The sequence below is a fragment of the Actinomadura geliboluensis genome, from assembly GCF_043197915.1.
In the GTDB taxonomy this organism is placed as follows: Bacteria; Actinomycetota; Actinomycetes; order Streptosporangiales; family Streptosporangiaceae; genus Spirillospora; species Spirillospora geliboluensis.
In genome coordinates this window covers 152646-167879 of the sequence record NZ_JBICUA010000006.1, presented here as the reverse complement: position 1 = coordinate 167879, position 15234 = coordinate 152646, and the positions used below count along the sequence as shown (strand labels likewise).

Here is a 15234-nt window from a genome sequence, read left to right as displayed (position 1 = left end):
AAAGTGATCGGGGAGGCGGACGGTGGCGGAGCAGGCGTTTCAGGTCGATCTGCGTGGCGTGGTGGATCTGCTGAGCCGCCATCTCTACGCGAGTCCACGCGTTTACCTGCGGGAACTGCTGCAGAACGCGGTGGACGCGATCACCGCGCGGGGGGACGGCGGGCGCGTCGAGATCGAGACCGGGGGCGGGACGCTCAAGGTCCATGATGACGGGGTCGGGCTGACGGAGGACGAGGTCCACACGCTGCTCGCGACGATCGGGCGGTCGTCCAAGCGGGACGAGCTCGGGTTCGCGCGGCATGACTTCCTGGGGCAGTTCGGCATCGGGCTGCTGTCCGCGTTTCTCGTCGCGGACGAGATCGAGGTCGTGACGCGGTCCGCGAAGGGCGGGGACGCGGTCCGGTGGACGGGGCGGTCCGAGGGGAGCTATCGGGTCGAGGCCGGGCAGCGGGACGCGCCGGGGACGACCGTGACGCTGCGGGCGCGGCCGGGGGCGGGGGAGCTGCTCAGTCCGGAGGTCGTGGCCGAGCTGGCGCGTACCTACGGGTCTCTGCTGCCCGTTGACCTGGTCGTGGACGGTGTCGAGGTCACCGGGGAGCCGCCGTGGCGGGCCTCCTACCGGGATCCGGCCGGGCGGCGGCGGGCGCTGGAGGCGTACTGCGAGGAGCTCTACGGGTTCACGCCGTTCGATGTCGTGGATCTGGACGTGCCTGAGGCGGGCTTGACGGGGGTCGCGTTCATCTTGCCCGCGCCGGTGTCGCCTACTGCGCGGGCCTCGCATCGGGTTTATCTGAAGCGCATGCTGCTTGCCGAGAACGTCGAGGGGCTGCTGCCTGAGTGGGCGTTCTTCGCGCGGTGTGTCGTGGACGCGGGGGAGCTGCGGCCCACCGCCAGTCGTGAGGCTCTGTACGAGGACGAGCTTCTGGAGTCGACGCGCCTTGGGCTCGGGGACGTGCTTCGGCAGTGGCTGGTGAAGCTGTCCGAGACCGATCCGGCGCGGCTGCGCGCGTTCCTGCGGCTGCATCAGCTCGGTGTGAAGGCGATGGCGCTGCACGACGACGACATGCTGCGGATCGTCGACCGGTGGCTGGACTATGAGACCTCCGCCGGGCCGATGACGCTGCACGAGTTCCGGCGGCGGCATCCGGACGGGCGGTTCACCGCGAGCGTGGACGAGTTCCGGCGGCTGTCGGCGGTCGCGGGCGCGCAGGGCATCGGGCTCGTCAACGGCGGTTACGTGCACGATACGGAGATCATCGAGCGGCTGCCCGATCTCGATCCCGACATCCGGCTGGCCCGGCTGGACGCGGCGGAGCTGACCACGACGTTCGGTGTGCTCGATCCGGCCGCCGAGCTGGCGCTGCGGCCGTTCCTCGCGGCGGCGCAGCGGGCCGTCGAGCGGCTCGGGTGCGAGGTGGTGGTCCGCGATTTCGACCCGGCGTCGCTGCCCGCGCTGTACCTGACCAGCCGGGACGCGCAGTTCCGCGAGGAGTTGACGCGGGCGAGGGAGGAGGCCGGCGAGCTGTGGGCGGACGTCCTCGGCGCCGTCAACGCGTCCGCCGGCGTCGAGCGTCCGCAACTGGTGCTGAACTACCGCAACCCGCTGGCGCGGCGGGTCACTTCGCTGGGCGACGGCGGGCCGGTCGAGCTGGCCGTCCAGGCCTTGTACGGGCAGGCGCTGCTGCTCGGCCATCATCCGCTGCGGCCCGCCGACACGGCGGTGCTGAACCGTTCCTTCATCGGCCTGCTGGAGTGGGCCGTCCACTCCCCGGAGGCCCCCGAATGACAGATGACGTCTACGCGCTGATGGCGCGGTCGCAGGAGTTGCCCTACGGGGAGGCCCGCACCGTGCTGGTCGAGGACGCGCTGCGCCGTGCCGAGGCGGCCGGTGACGACGTGCTGGCCTTCCATGTGAGGGTTCGGCTGACCGACGCCTACCGGTACGGGGGCGAGCCTGCGAAGGCGTTCGCGACCTTCAGCCGGACGCTGGCCGAGCACGACCGCGACCCGGGCCGGTTCGACGACACCCATGGGCTGCTCTGGCAGATCAAAGCGATCGTCAGCTCGCTCACGCTCTTCCCTGAGATCCCGCTGGACCGCACCTATGCCGTGCTGGACGACATGGAGCGTCGCTACAAGGCGGGTGGGCACAGCCTCCAGGCGGTGTATCACTACCGCAACGTGGTGGCCCGGCACGTCGGTGACGGGACGGCCGACGAGTGGTACGTGAAGTGGCGTGCCGCCGAACGTGACGAGCTGTCGGACTGCGAGGGCTGCGACCCCACCGGCATGGCCCGGCACCTGATCGAGGCGGGGCGGCACGAGGAGGCGTTCGAGGTCGCCGCGCCGGTGCTGAGCGCGCAGCTGAACTGCAACGAGCAGCCGCAGTCGATCCAGACCGCGCTGATGCCGGTCTACCTGCGGCTGGGCCGTCCGGAGCAGGCCGCCGACGCACACCGCCGCGCCTACCGGGTGCACCGGGCGCGGCTCGCCGACCTCAGCGACATCGCCGAGCACCTGGAGTTCTGCGCGGTCACCGGCAACGAGGCGCGCGGCCTGGAGATCCTGCAGCGGCATCTCGGCTGGCTGGACCGGGCGCCGAGCACGCACGCCGCCATGGAGTTCTCCGCCGCCGCGGCCCTGCTGCTCGGGCGGCTGGCCGCCGCGGGGCACGGCGCGGCGACGGTCCGGCGGCCGGCCGCCGACGGGCGTCCCGCCGCCGATGTGCCGCTGGACGAGCTGCGCGCCGAGCTGGCGGGCCGGGCGACGGAGCTGGCGGCCCGGTTCGACGCCCGCAACGGCACGTCCTGCCAGGGCGACAAGGTGTGCGGCACGCTGGCCGCCGAGCCGGTCGCCGAGTTCGTTCCGCTGGCCGCCCACCACCGTCGTCCCGCCGCGGCTCCGGCGCCCGTCCGGCCGGCGGAGCCCGAGACGGATGATCTCACCGCCGTGACCGATCTCGACGAGCTGCTCGACATCGCCGACCGGCACCGCAAGAAGAGCGACATGCCCGGGATGCTGGCGGCGTGGCGGCGGTTCGACGCCGCCGCCGAGGCGGCCGAGCCGACGCCGCTGCAGAAGGCGCGCCGGCTGGACGCGCGGGGCGTCGAGCACGCCGTCGAGGGGGACGCGGAGAACGCGGCCGAGTGCTGGGCGGAGGCGGCCCGGCTGTTCGGCGAGCTCGGCGACGAGACGCGGCGGCACCGCACGCTCGGCCGGCTCGGCATGATCCGGCTCGAACTCGGTGACGAGGGCGGGATGGAGCAGGTGGTCGCGTCCGCCGAGCACTTCACCGCGCATCCGGGCGAGGACGGCGACGCCGCGCCCGCGCTGCTGCGGCTCGCGACCGCGCATGTCAAGGGCGACCGTCCGGACGAGGCTCTCGGCGTGCTCGACCAGGTGGCGGCGGACGGCGAGCATGTGGGCGAGCTGTGGTTCCTGCGCGGGCAGGCGCTGCTGCTCACCGACCGGGTCGACGAGGCGGTCACGGCGTTGCGCCGCTCCCTGGAGGCGGCGCGCGAGTCCAGCGATCCCGAGCACATCGCCTCGCCCGCGCTGCTGCTCGCGCGGACCCTCGCCCGGCGGGAGGACGGCCCCGGCGACGAGGCGTTCGCCCTGCTCGACGAGGTGATCGGCGTGCTGCGCGAGCCGTCGCCGATGCGCGCCGCCGCGTACACCGAGCGGGGCCTCGCGCACCTGAACGCCGACCGTGCCGCCGATGCCGTCGCCGACCTGGTGGAGGCCATCGCGGGCTGGACGGCCGAGGGGCTGCACCCGCAGGCCGTCCAGTTGCGGGTCGATCTGGCCGCCGCCTACCTGTCCACGGACCGGGCCCTGGAGGCCGCCGAGGCCGCCGAGGAGGCGCTGCCGAACCTCGACGACGACAACGGGCGCCGCTGCCGGCTGATCCTCGCGCACGCGCAGAAGCAGCTCGGCGAGGAGGACGCCGCCGCCCTGTTCACGGGTCTCGCCGAGGAGGCCGCGCGGGAGGGGCAGCATGACGCCGTCGCGCACTTCCTGAACGAGGCCGCCGACGTCCTGACGAACCTCGACATCGACGCGCAGGCCGCCGAACGGTACGCGCAGGCCGCCGAGGCGTACGAGAAGGCCGGGGACCCCTACGGGGTGGTCCGCGCCCGCCGCCGCGCCGCGATGTGCCTGATGTGGAGCGGCGAGGGGGAGCAGGCGGCGGCCGCCATGGAGACGGCCCGCGCCGCCCTCGCGGACCTGCCCCCGGACAACGAGCCCGTCCGCGTCTGGGAGACCGCCCTGACCTCCTTCGAGCAGGCCCGCGTCCTGGCCCGGCTGGGACGCCTGGACGAGGCGGCCGGCCACGCGACCGCCGCCGTGGACGGCTTCACCGCCATCGACCAGACCGAGCCCGCCCAGGACGCCGCCCGGCTCCTGGAGGACATCAAGGCCGCGCTCAGCTGACCCGTCGCGCCCCGTCCGAGGGGATGGCCTCCAGGAAGCGCGGCGGTGTCCAGCCGCGCTTCTCGTAGGCCGCCGTGACGGCCTCGCCGACCCGCTCCGCGCGGGCGGCGGGGGCCAGCACGATGACGGAGCCGCCGAAGCCGCCGCCGACCATGCGGCCGCCGCGGGCGCCCGCCCGCAGCGCCGCGTCCACGGTGGCGTCCGCCTCCGGCCACGACACCTCGAACTGGTCGCGCAGCGACAGGTGGGAGGCGTTCAGCATCGCGCCGAACTCCGGCAGGGCACCGGCCCGCAGCAGGCCGACGGTGGCCTCGACGCGGTGGTTCTCGGTGACGACGTGCTGGACGCGGCGCCGCAGCACCGGGTCCTTCAGCGAGCCCAGCGCGGCGGCCAGGTCCTTGACGTCGCGCAGCGCGTCCACGCCGAGCAGCGACGCGGCCTCCTCGCATTCGGCGCGGCGCCGCCCGTACTCGCCGCCGGTCAGGGCGTGCGAGGCGCGCGTGTCGACGACCAGCAGCGTCAGCCCGGCGGCCGCCGGGTCGAACGGGACCTGCGACGACAGGCCGCTGCGGCAGTCGAGCATCAGCGCGTGCCCGGCCTTGCACAGCAGCGACGCGGACTGGTCCATCAGCCCGCAGGGCATGCCGACCTGCTCGTTCTCGGCGCGCTGCGCGAGCCGCGCCAGCGCCGGGCGGTCGATCTCGACGCCGTGCAGGTCGCACAGCGCCAGCGCCGTCGCGCACTCCAGCGCGGCCGACGACGACAGCCCCGCGCCCTGCGGGAGGTCGGAGTCGATCAGCATGGACGCGCCGCCCGTGCCGTGCTCGCGCAGCACCCGCGCCACGCCGACCGGGTACGCGGCCCACGCGTGCTCGGCGGGCCAGCCCTCGGAGACGACCGGCGGGCCGTCCACCGGCGCGGTGACGGCGGTGGACGCCTGCCGCGACCGCACCTCGACCACGCCGTCGTCGCGGCGCGCCGCCGCCACCGTCACGCCGCGCGACAGCGCGAACGGCAGCACGAAACCGTCGTTGTAGTCGGTGTGCTCGCCGATCAGGTTGACCCTGCCCGGGGCGCGCCACACGCCGTCCGGCGCGCGCCCGAACGCCTCGCCGAACGCCGCCGCCAGGCCCTCGGTCATCGGGACCGCAGGAAGGTCCACGCGTCGTCGACCATCGTCCGCAGGTCGCGCTCCGGCTTCCAGCCGAGTTGGGCCTGGATCTTGTCGGACGAGGCGATCAGCACCGCCGGGTCGCCGGCGCGGCGCGGCCCGACCTCGGCCGGGATCTCGCGGCCGGTGACCTCGCGGCACACCTCCACGACCTCCCGGACGGAGTAGCCGGTGCCGCTGCCCAGGTTGAAGATCTGGTGGGCGCCCGGCTCGCAGGCGTCCAGCGCCAGCAGGTGCGCGCGGCCCAGGTCGATCACGTGGATGTAGTCGCGGACGCAGGTGCCGTCGGCCGTCGGGTAGTCGTCGCCGAACATCTTCACCGCGTCCCCGTCGCCCTGCGCGATCTTCAGCACGTTGGGGATCAGGTGGGTCTCGACGGTGTGCCGCTCGCCGTGCCGCCCGTAGGCGCCCGCCACGTTGAAGTACCGCAGCGACACCCCGCCGATGCCGTGCAGCCGCGCGTACTCGGTGAGGACCGTGTCGATCGCCAGCTTGGACGCGCCGTAGGGGTTGGTCGGACGGGTCGGGTCGGTCTCCAGGATCGGCGTCGACTCCGGCTCACCGTACGTCGCGGCGGTCGAGGAGAACACGATCCGGGGCACGCCGGCGACGCGCATCGCGTCCAGCAGCGCCAGCGACTCGCCGAGGTTCTTGTCCCAGTACAGGCCGGGCTTCTGCACCGACTCGCCGACCAGCGACCTGGCGGCGAAGTGCAGCACCGCCTCGAACCCGGCGCCCGCGAGGACGTCGCCGGCCATGTCGCGCAGCGTGCCGCGCACCAGCCGGGCGCCCTCGGGCACCGCGTCCTCGTGCCCGGTGGACAGGTCGTCCAGGACGACGACCTCGTGCCCCGCCTCCAGGAGCAGTGCGGAGACGACGCTGCCGATATAGCCGGCGCCTCCGGTGACGAGCAGCTTCACTGACGAACCTCCAGAAAAGTCTCGGGCGGCGGGGCCAGACCAGGCTATCCGCAACCCCGAACGGGGAAGGCTGAACGCATGGACCGGACGCCGCCCGGGACGCCCCCGCGGCCGCCCGCGGGGCCCGCGCGCCCGCTGGTGTGGCTGCTGTCGCGCTCCGCCGATCTCGTCGTGCGGCTGTCGGGCGGCGACCCGCGCGCGCTGCGCGAGGAGATCACCGCGGAGCGGATGCGGGCCCTCGTGGCAGGGAACACCCAGCTCACCGCCGACGAGCGCACCCTCATCGGGGAGGTGTTCGCGGCGGGTGAGCGGCCGCTGCGCGAGGTCCTCGTACCCCGCACCGAGGTCGTGTTCCTGGACGCGGAGCTCACCCTCACCGCCGCCGCGCGGCTCGCCGCGCGCAGCCCGCACTCCCGCTTCCCCGTCTGCCGCGACTCCCACGACGAGGTGATCGGGTTCGTCCACATCCGCGACCTGCTCGTCACGGACGGCCCCGACGCGCCCGCCGGGGACGTCCCGGTGGGCGATCTCGTGCGTCCGGTGAAGTTCCTGCCGCCGTCGAAGCGGGTACTGCCCGCGCTGTCGGAGATGCGCCGGGAGGGCTGCCACCTGGCGATCGTCACCGACGAGTACGGCGGGGTGGCCGGAATCGTCACCATGGAGGACCTCCTCGAGGAACTCATCGGCGACATCCGCGACGAATATGATGTGCAGGACGCGCAGGCACGGCGCCTGCACGGCGGAGTGGTCGAGGTGGACGGCCTGCTCAACCTGGACGACTTCGCCGCCGAGACCGGCATCCGGCTGCCGGACGGGCCGTACGAGACGGTCGCCGGGCACATCATGGCGGTGCTGCGCCGGGTGCCCGCCGAGGGCGACTCGGTGGAGGCCGCGGGCCGCCGCCTCGCGGTGGCCCGGATGGACGGCCGGCGGGTGGCCCGCGTGCGCGTCATGCCGCGCGCGGCGCCGCAGGCCGTGCCCGCGCCGCCCGGCACGCCGTCCGCGACCCCGCGGGCGGTGCCCGGCGACGCCGCCGGCGGCCCCTCCCGCGGGCCGGCGACCGGCGGCGGCGCTCCCGATGACACCTGAGAGAATCGGTCCGTGCAGATGCCCGAAGCGCCCACTCCCGAAGCGTCCGACGCCGGAACCACCGCGGCCCCGCCGCGGGTGCTGTCCGGCATCCAGCCCACCGCCGACTCGTTCCACCTCGGCAACTACCTGGGCGCGCTCCGGCAGTGGGTCGCCATGCAGGACACGCACGAGGCGTTCTACTGCGTGGTCGACCTGCACGCGATCACCGTCGAGCACGACCCCGAGCTGCTGCGCCGCCGCACGAAGGTCGCCGCCGCGCAGCTGTTCGCCATGGGCATCGACCCGGACCGCTCCGCGGTGTTCGTGCAGAGCCACGTCCCCGAGCACGCCGAGCTGGCGTGGGTGCTCAGCTGCCTCACCGGGTTCGGCGAGGCGGGCCGCATGACCCAGTTCAAGGACAAGTCGTCCAAGCAGGGCACCAGCGGGACGAGCGTCGGCCTGTTCACGTACCCGATCCTGCAGGCCGCCGACATCCTGCTCTACACGCCCGACCCGGCGGCCGGGCGCCCGCTGCGCGTCCCCGTCGGGGAGGACCAGCGGCAGCACCTGGAACTGACCCGCACCCTCGCGCAGCGTTTCAACCACCGGTTCGGGGAGACGTTCGTCCTGCCGGACGCCCACATTCCCGAGGGCGCCGCCAAGATCACCGACCTGCAGGAGCCGGGCGCGAAGATGAGCAAGTCGGCGTCGTCCCCGCAGGGCATTCTCGACGTGCTGGAGGAGCCGGGGCCCATGCGCAAGAAGATCATGCGCGCGGTCACCGACACCGGCTCCGAGGTCGTCTACGACGAGGAGAAGAAGGCCGGCGTCACCAACCTGCTGCGGATCTACTCCGCGCTGGAGGGCACGTCCATCCCCGACCTGGAGGCCCGCTACGCCGGCTCCGGGTACGGGCAGTTCAAGAAGGACCTCGCGCAGGTCGTCCTCGACACGTTCACGCCGATCCGGGAGCGCACCCTCAAGCTGCTGGACGACGAGGACCATCTCGACCGGCTCCTCGCCCGCGGCGCCGAGCGCGCCTCCGAGGTCGCCGTGCGGACGATGGAGACCGTGCGCGAACGGGTGGGATTCGTGGGACGTGGTCGCTGACCGCGCCGCACTCGACGACGCCGCGGAGGGCCCGGGGGAGGGCCTCTCCGCGGCCGAGACCACGATGACCGGCGGCATCACCGCCCGGCGGGCGCCGGGCCGCCGGGCGATCGGCGTCGCGATCCCGATCCCCGACCCGCACGGCTCCTACCTGCAGTCGCGGCGCGCCTCGTTCGGCGACCCGCTCGCGCACGCGATCCCGACGCACATCACGCTGCTCCCGCCGACCGAGGTGGACGAGGCGGCGATGGACGGCATCCAGCGGCACCTGCTGGCCGTCGCCCGCACCGAGCGGCCCTTCCCGATCAGGTTGCGCGGCAGCGGAACGTTCCGGCCGGTGTCCCCGGTGGTGTTCGTGGCGCTGGCCGAGGGAATCGGCGGCTGCGAGCGCGTCCAGGCGAAGGTTCTGTCGGGTCCGCTGGCGCGTCCGCTGCCGTTCCCGTACCACCCGCACGTGACGATCGCCCACCACCTGCCCGACGACGTCATGGACCGCGCGTTCAAGGAACTCGCCGCCTACGGCGCCGACTTCGAGGTGTGGGGGTTCTCCCTCTACGAGCACGGGCTGGACGGCGTGTGGCGCCGCCACTGCGACTTCGTGTTCGGCGACGGCGCCGTCCCCGCCCCCGGCCGCCGCCTCTGAGGCGGGGCGCCCCCCGCCCGGCCCTAAACGCTGCGTTTAACGGGCGATTACCGTACGCGGTATCGGGCGGCCCGGAGTGGGTACGGTGCGTACATGCGGCAGGTGATCAATAGCGTGCAGGGCCGGATCGAGTCCCTGTTCGGTAAGGGAAAGGACCTGCTGCGCGGCGCGCGCGACCGCTCGCGGTGGTTCGACCACCAGGCCCGCGCGTTCGAGCGCTACCAGGAGCGGCGCGGCGACCGGCTCGCCGCCGCCCTCACCTGCTACGCGTTCCTGTCGTTCTTCCCGCTGCTGGCGCTCGCGTACTCGCTGCTCGGCTACGTCGTCGGGGTCAGCGAGCAGGTCCGCGACTACTTCGTCCGGGCGATCGACTCGCAGCTGCCCGGCCTCGGGGGCCGGCTCCAGGTCGAGCAGATCGCCCAGTCCAAGACCGCCGTCGGGATCGTCGGCCTGGTCGCGCTGCTGTTCACCGGGCTCGGCTGGGTGCAGGTGCTGCGCGAGTCGCTGCGCGACATCTGGGGCAACGAACCGGGCGGCGGCGGCAACTTCTTCCTCAAGAAGCTGTGGGACGCCGCCGTGCTGGTGTTCCTCGGCGTGATCCTCGTCTGCGGCATGGCGGTCACGACGGTCACGACGTCGGCCACCGGCACCGTCCTGCACTGGCTGGCGCTGGACGACGTCACCGGGGCCGGGACGGCGCTGCGGCTGCTGTCGGTGGCCTGCGCGATCCTGTTCGACACCGTGGTGTTCCTGGTGCTGTTCAGCCGGCTGTCGGGCACCCGGGCGCCGTGGCGGCGGATCATCCGGGGCGCCCTGTTCGGCGCGGTCGGCTTCGAGGCCCTCAAGCAGATCGCGACGATCCTCATCGGGCGGACGACGCAGAACCCCGTCTACGGCACGTTCGCCGTGCTGGTCGGGCTGATGGTGTGGATCAACATCGTGTCCCGGTTCGCGCTGTTCACCGCCGCGTGGACGGCGACCCGCCGCGTCGTCCTCACCGCCGACGCCGAGAACCCGGAGAACCGCGCCGACGAGGCGGAGGTCGAGGCCCTCCGGGAGCGCGCCGAAGAGGACTCGGGCGGCGAGACCGAGGCCGGCGGCGACGCCGCCCGCCCGGAACGCGAGCAGGGCCCGAAACCGGAGCAGGGCCCGAAATCGGAGCAGGGCCCGAAATCGGAGCAGGGCAGGGAGCGCGAGGAGCGGGAGCCGGGTGCGACGTCCGCGCACCTGAGCCGCTGACCTACCGGCCGGTGTCGCGGGACGCCGCGCGGGCCGCCTCCAGGCGTCGCCGGCGGCGCAGCACCACGAACAGCACCGCGATCGCGAGCAGGGCGCCGGCCGTGCCGCCGCCGAACAGCAGCCACCGGCGGGACGAGTCGTCCGAGGCGAGCGGGCCGTCCGGCAGCACGCCGCCCGGGCCGGCGTCCTTGCGGGCCTGGTCGATCTTGCCGGGCGGGACGAGCGCGCCCACCGGCTCGACCTTGCCGCGCGCCGCGAAGCCCCAGTCCAGCAGCTTGGCCGCGTACGGGGACGGCGGCTGGTCGGCCCGCATCAGCGAGATCAGGATCGTGTGCCCGCCGCGCCGCGCCTCCGCGACGAACGTCTGCCGGGCGGCGATCGTGTAGCCGTTCTTGCCGCCGATCATGCCCTGGTACGCCTGGCGCTCGCCCGCGAGCATGTGGTTGTGGGTGTGGATCGGGTAACCGCCGACCTTCTTGCCCTTCTTGCGCTCCTTCTTCGTCGGCGGCGCCGGGAAGTTGAAGTCGATGGCCTGCATGTACGCGCGGTAGGCGGGGTTCTTCATGCCCTCCCGCAGGATCAGCGCCAGGTCGTAGGCCGAGGTGTGCTGGGTGCGGACGTCCAGCCCGAGGTCCCGGTCGAGCCCGTTCGGCGACCCGGCGAGGGTGTCGTGGGCGTTGATCCGCTTGGCCTCGGCGTTCATGTGGGCGAGGGTATTCTGCACCCCGCCGTCCGCCTCGGCGAGCGTGTACGCCGCGTCGTTGGCGGACATCATCAGCATCGCGTGGAACAGGTCGGAGACCTTGTACTGCATCTTGGGCGTCAGCCCGACCTTGGTGCCCTCGACGTCGCACGCCTTCTGCGAGGGGCGGACGAGCCGGTTCGCGTCCAGCTTGGGGATCAGCGCCAGCGCGGTCAGCGTCTTGATCGTGCTCGCCGGGAGGTAGCGGCCGTGCGGGTCCTTGGCGGCGAGGACCTCGCCGGTGTCGGCGTCCGCGATCAGGTACGAGGAGGCCTTGATCTTGGGCGGCGCGGGCACGCCGGGGGCGGCGTTGACGATGACGCCGCGGCCGGCCAGTTTCGGCCCGCCGACGGTCTCGGCCGCGGGCACGGGGGTGGCGGGCGCGGCGGTGACCGGCGGTGCGACCGGAACGCCCGGCCGAGCGGGGGCGGCCGTGGCCGGAGCCGCGACCAGGACGGGGCCGGCGGCGACGGAGGCCGCCGCGAGCGGAACCACTGTCACCGTCAGGGCGCGGCGGCCGACGCCGGCCGGCCTTCGTCGCTCAGCTCGCAAGCTCCCGACGCTCCTTCGTCCCGTGGGAGCGCGGTCGCTCCCGGCGCGCAGGCGGCCAACGCCCATGACTTCCCCCGAAGAGTAGGCGACGTATCCGGCGAAGGGGTACCCGACCGCGAACGCGGCAAGCACGGTACGGAAGCGACGGATGACGCAAACGTGATATGACGGTACGTAAGGGACGCCCCGTACCGGTTACCGTCCGTCATGAAAGGTAGTTTGGGACGGACTGACTAGTTCGATCTAGTGGTGTCCCGGACAAGATCAATGACCGGAAAGTAGGACCCCTGAAGGTCCGCCCCCCGCCCGCATGAGTCAATTGATCCGCAAAGGGCATGGACATCCGGCAGGGTGGCGGGCACGAGCGCCATCATGGAGCGAACACGTGACCTGGACCGGCGTTTGTCCAGGCTTAGGGACCCGCTGGCTGAATTGCGCCACGTGCCACGCAACGACCTGCAAGGATTGTGGACGGAGGTTGGCCGTGGCCATTGACTTCAACGCATCGAACGGCGCGACGCTCGGCGTCGAGTGGGAGATCCAGCTGGTCGATGCGGAGACCAGGCACCTGCGGCAGGACGCACGCGAGGTGCTCGCCGCCCTGCCCGCGCTCAGCCTCGACGGCGACAACCCCCGGATCCGCCACGAGCTGATGGAGTCGATGGTCGAGGTCGTGACCGGCATCTGCGACACCGTGGGCGAGGCCAAGGCCGACCTCTCCGGCACCCTCACCGCGCTGCGGGGCGCCGCCGCCGAGCGCGGCATCGCGCTGGCCTGCACCGGCACCCACCCGATCAGCGACTGGCGGGACGCCGTGATGGCGCCCATGGGCCGCTACGCCCAGCTGGTCGAGGAGATGCAGTGGCTGGCCCGCCGCATCCAGACCTTCGGCGTTCACGTCCACGTCGGCATCTCCGACGGCGCCAAGGCCATCCCGATCATCAACGCGCTCTCGTCCTACCTTCCGCACTTCCTGGCCCTGACGGCGTCCAGCCCGTTCTGGAGCGCCGGCGACACCGGCCTCGCGTCCTGCCGGGCGGTCGTGTTCGGCCAGATGCCGACCGCCGGACCGCCCCACCTGCTAGACGACTGGGCGGCCTTCGAGGATTACATGGCCACGCTGATGCGTTCGGGAACCATAAGGAGCATCAAAGAGGTCTGGTGGGACATCCGCCCGCATCCCGACTTCGGCACCATCGAGATCAGGATGTTCGACGGCATCCCCACCATGCGCGAGGTGGGGATGGCGGCCGCACTGTGCCAGAGCCTGGTCACGCTGTTCGATCAGCAGCTCGACCGGGGCTACACGCTGCCGCGCCCGGCCGCCTGGGTGGTGCGCGACAACAAGTGGCGCGCGACGCGATACGGGCTGGACGCGATCGTGATCACCGACGACCGCGGCAGCACCGCCCCGCTGCGCGACGAACTCTACGAGCTGATCCGCGAGCTGGAGCCCGTCGCCGACCGGCTCGGCTGCGCCGAGGAGCTCAAGGTCGCGGGCGAGGTACTGGAGCACGGGGCCCCGTACGAGCGGCAGCGCGCGATCCGCGCCGCGGGCGGCACGCTGGAGAACATCGTCGACGCGGCGATCACCGAGCTCGCGGAGGACCGGTTCGTCACACTGGGGGAGGTCGTACATGCCGGAGCCTGACAGGCCGCAGCGGACGGCCCGCCCCGCCGAGCGGGTCGGGCCGGCGAATCCCTCCGGCCGCGCCGACCAGGCCGGGCCCGCGAACCCGTCCGGTCCGGTGAACGCGAAGAGGCCGAAGAGCGAACAGGTAGCAGAGAACGTTCCCGAGAACGGGAGCACCACCGGGCGGGCGCCGTTCGGCTCCGCCGTCGCGCAGGGGGCGCAGATGACATATCCGGGACCCGGGGTGATGCCCGGCCTTGAACCACCCACCGCCGCGGACCACGTGGACCGGGAGGCCGGCGCCGCCGGCCGCCTGACCGGGCCCGCGGCACCCGGCGACGCGGCGCCCGCGGCCGCCGCGCCCGCCGACGCGACCGCCCTGCCCGACGCCGCCGTGCCCGCCCCCGTGCCCGCCGTGCCCGCCGACGCGGGCCGCGCGGCGCCGGTGCCGCTCGGCGGCGCCGTCCTGCAGCCGGAGCTCGACGCCTTCCTCGCCGCGCACGAGGCCGAGCTGATCGCCTTCCGCCGCGACCTGCACGCGCACCCCGAGCTGGGCTACGCCGAGCACCGCACGACCGCGAAGATCGCCGAGCGGCTGCGCGCCGCCGGCCTCGACCCGGTGATCCTGCCGAAGGGCACCGGGCTGTTCTGCGACATCGGCCCCGCCGACGGCACCACGGTCGCGCTGCGGGCCGACATCGACGCGCTCCCGCTGCACGACGAGAAGGAGGGCGTCCCGTACCGGTCGACCGTCCCCGGCGTCGCGCACGCGTGCGGCCACGACGTGCACACCGTGATGGTGCTGGGCGCGGGCCTGTTCCTCGCGCAGCAGGCCGAGGCCGGGCTGCTGCCGGGCCGGGTCCGGCTGCTGTTCCAGCCCGCCGAGGAGACCCCCGGCGGGGCGCTGGACGTGATGGCCGCCGGCGGCATCGCGGGCGTCGACCGCGCGTTCGCGCTGCACTGCGACCCGCGCATCGAGGTCGGCCAGCTGGGGCTGCGCACCGGCCCGATCACCGCGGCCTGCGACAAGGTGTACGTCAAGGTCACCGGGCCCGGCGGGCACACCGCCCGGCCGCACCTGACCGCCGACCTGGTGTACGCGCTCGCCAAGATCGTCACCGAGCTGCCGTCCGCGCTGTCGCGGCGCGTCGACCCGCGCTCCAGCCTGTCGCTGGTGTGGGGGCGGGTGTCGGCCGGGTCCGTCGCCAACGCGATCCCCGACGACGGCATCGCCGAGGGCACCGTCCGCTGCCTGGACGACGAGGCGTGGCACCGCGCGCCGGAGATGATGAAGGCGCTGCTGCAGTCGGTCGCCGCCGCCTACGACGTGGAGGCGTCGCTGGAGTACGTCCGGGGCGTCCCGCCGACCGTGAACGAGGCGGCCAGCGTGCAGATGTTCCGCGACGCCGCCGCGCAGGTGATGGACGAGGACGGCGTCGTGCCGACCCCGCAGAGCCTCGGCGGCGAGGACTTCGGCTGGTACCTGGAGTCGATCCCCGGCGCGCTGGCCCGGCTCGGCGTCCGCACCCCCGGCTCGCCCGGCGAGTACGACCTGCACCGCGGCGACTTCGACGTCGACGAGCGGTGCATCGCGGTCGGCCTGCGGGTGCTGAGCGCGACCGCGCTGACCGCGCTGTGGGAGGGCGGCCGGCCCGGCGACAGCGAGCCGATCGAAGGTGCCGCGCTGGCCTGATCCGCCGCGGCGGTCACCGTGCGTGA

At 73.5% G+C, this 15234-nt stretch carries 11 protein-coding genes; 8 read left to right on the top strand and 3 right to left on the bottom strand.

What is annotated here, in order from left to right; genetic code table 11:
• Positions 1–22 precede the first annotated feature (22 nt).
• A complete protein-coding gene (locus tag ACGFI1_RS20775; protein ID WP_392787150.1) occupies positions 23–1786 on the top strand; it encodes an HSP90 family protein in 1764 nt (587 codons plus the stop codon).
• Complete coding sequence (locus tag ACGFI1_RS20770; RefSeq protein ID WP_392787148.1) at positions 1783–4434, top strand: hypothetical protein; 2652 nt, start codon at positions 1783–1785, stop codon at positions 4432–4434. Before ACGFI1_RS20775 ends, ACGFI1_RS20770 begins: the two co-directional genes overlap by 4 nt.
• Here the strand turns inward: ACGFI1_RS20770 and galK are convergent.
• Both galK and galE read right to left on the bottom strand, forming a co-directional pair.
• A complete protein-coding gene (galK, locus tag ACGFI1_RS20765) occupies positions 4427–5575 on the bottom strand; it encodes a galactokinase (protein WP_392787536.1) in 1149 nt (382 codons plus the stop codon). The two genes, ACGFI1_RS20770 and galK, sit on opposite strands and share 8 nt — an antisense overlap.
• On the bottom strand, positions 5572–6525 hold the full coding sequence (gene galE, locus ACGFI1_RS20760; RefSeq protein WP_387077278.1) for a UDP-glucose 4-epimerase GalE: 954 nt from the start codon (positions 6523–6525) through the stop codon (positions 5572–5574). The genes galK and galE overlap by 4 nt, the downstream gene beginning before the upstream one ends.
• 78 nt (positions 6526–6603) lie before the next feature.
• Between galE and ACGFI1_RS20755 the strand changes: the two genes are divergently transcribed.
• The 4 genes from ACGFI1_RS20755 (at position 6604) to ACGFI1_RS20740 (ending at position 10588) form a co-directional block, all read left to right on the top strand.
• Positions 6604–7614: a hemolysin family protein gene (locus tag ACGFI1_RS20755; protein ID WP_138640845.1), complete on the top strand. Its 1011-nt coding sequence runs from the start codon at positions 6604–6606 to the stop codon at positions 7612–7614.
• Positions 7615–7632: 18 nt separating this feature from the next.
• Complete coding sequence (gene trpS / locus ACGFI1_RS20750) at positions 7633–8706, top strand: tryptophan--tRNA ligase (protein WP_138640847.1); 1074 nt, start codon at positions 7633–7635, stop codon at positions 8704–8706.
• The gene (locus ACGFI1_RS20745; RefSeq protein WP_386876096.1) at positions 8696–9349 is read left to right on the top strand and encodes a 2'-5' RNA ligase family protein; all 654 of its coding nucleotides are present in this window, start codon (positions 8696–8698) and stop codon (positions 9347–9349) included. The genes trpS and ACGFI1_RS20745 overlap by 11 nt, the downstream gene beginning before the upstream one ends.
• Positions 9350–9442: 93 nt before the next feature.
• Entirely contained in the window at positions 9443–10588 is a 1146-nt protein-coding gene (locus ACGFI1_RS20740) for a YhjD/YihY/BrkB family envelope integrity protein (RefSeq protein WP_392787145.1), read from the top strand.
• Position 10589: 1 nt separating this feature from the next.
• On the opposite strand, the gene ACGFI1_RS20735 is transcribed toward ACGFI1_RS20740, so the two are convergent.
• Positions 10590–11882 carry a D-alanyl-D-alanine carboxypeptidase family protein gene (locus ACGFI1_RS20735; protein ID WP_392787142.1) on the bottom strand — a complete coding sequence of 431 codons (1293 nt, stop codon included), beginning with the start codon at positions 11880–11882 and terminating at the stop codon, positions 10590–10592.
• A 484-nt stretch (positions 11883–12366) separates the two neighbouring features.
• On the opposite strand from ACGFI1_RS20735, the gene ACGFI1_RS20730 reads away from it, so the two are divergent.
• Both ACGFI1_RS20730 and ACGFI1_RS20725 read left to right on the top strand, forming a co-directional pair.
• On the top strand, positions 12367–13533 hold the full coding sequence (locus tag ACGFI1_RS20730) for a glutamate--cysteine ligase (protein ID WP_138641810.1): 1167 nt from the start codon (positions 12367–12369) through the stop codon (positions 13531–13533).
• 427 nt (positions 13534–13960) lie between these two features.
• Entirely contained in the window at positions 13961–15208 is a 1248-nt protein-coding gene (locus ACGFI1_RS20725) for an amidohydrolase (RefSeq protein ID WP_356948743.1), read from the top strand.
• Positions 15209–15234: the final 26 nt, after the last annotated feature.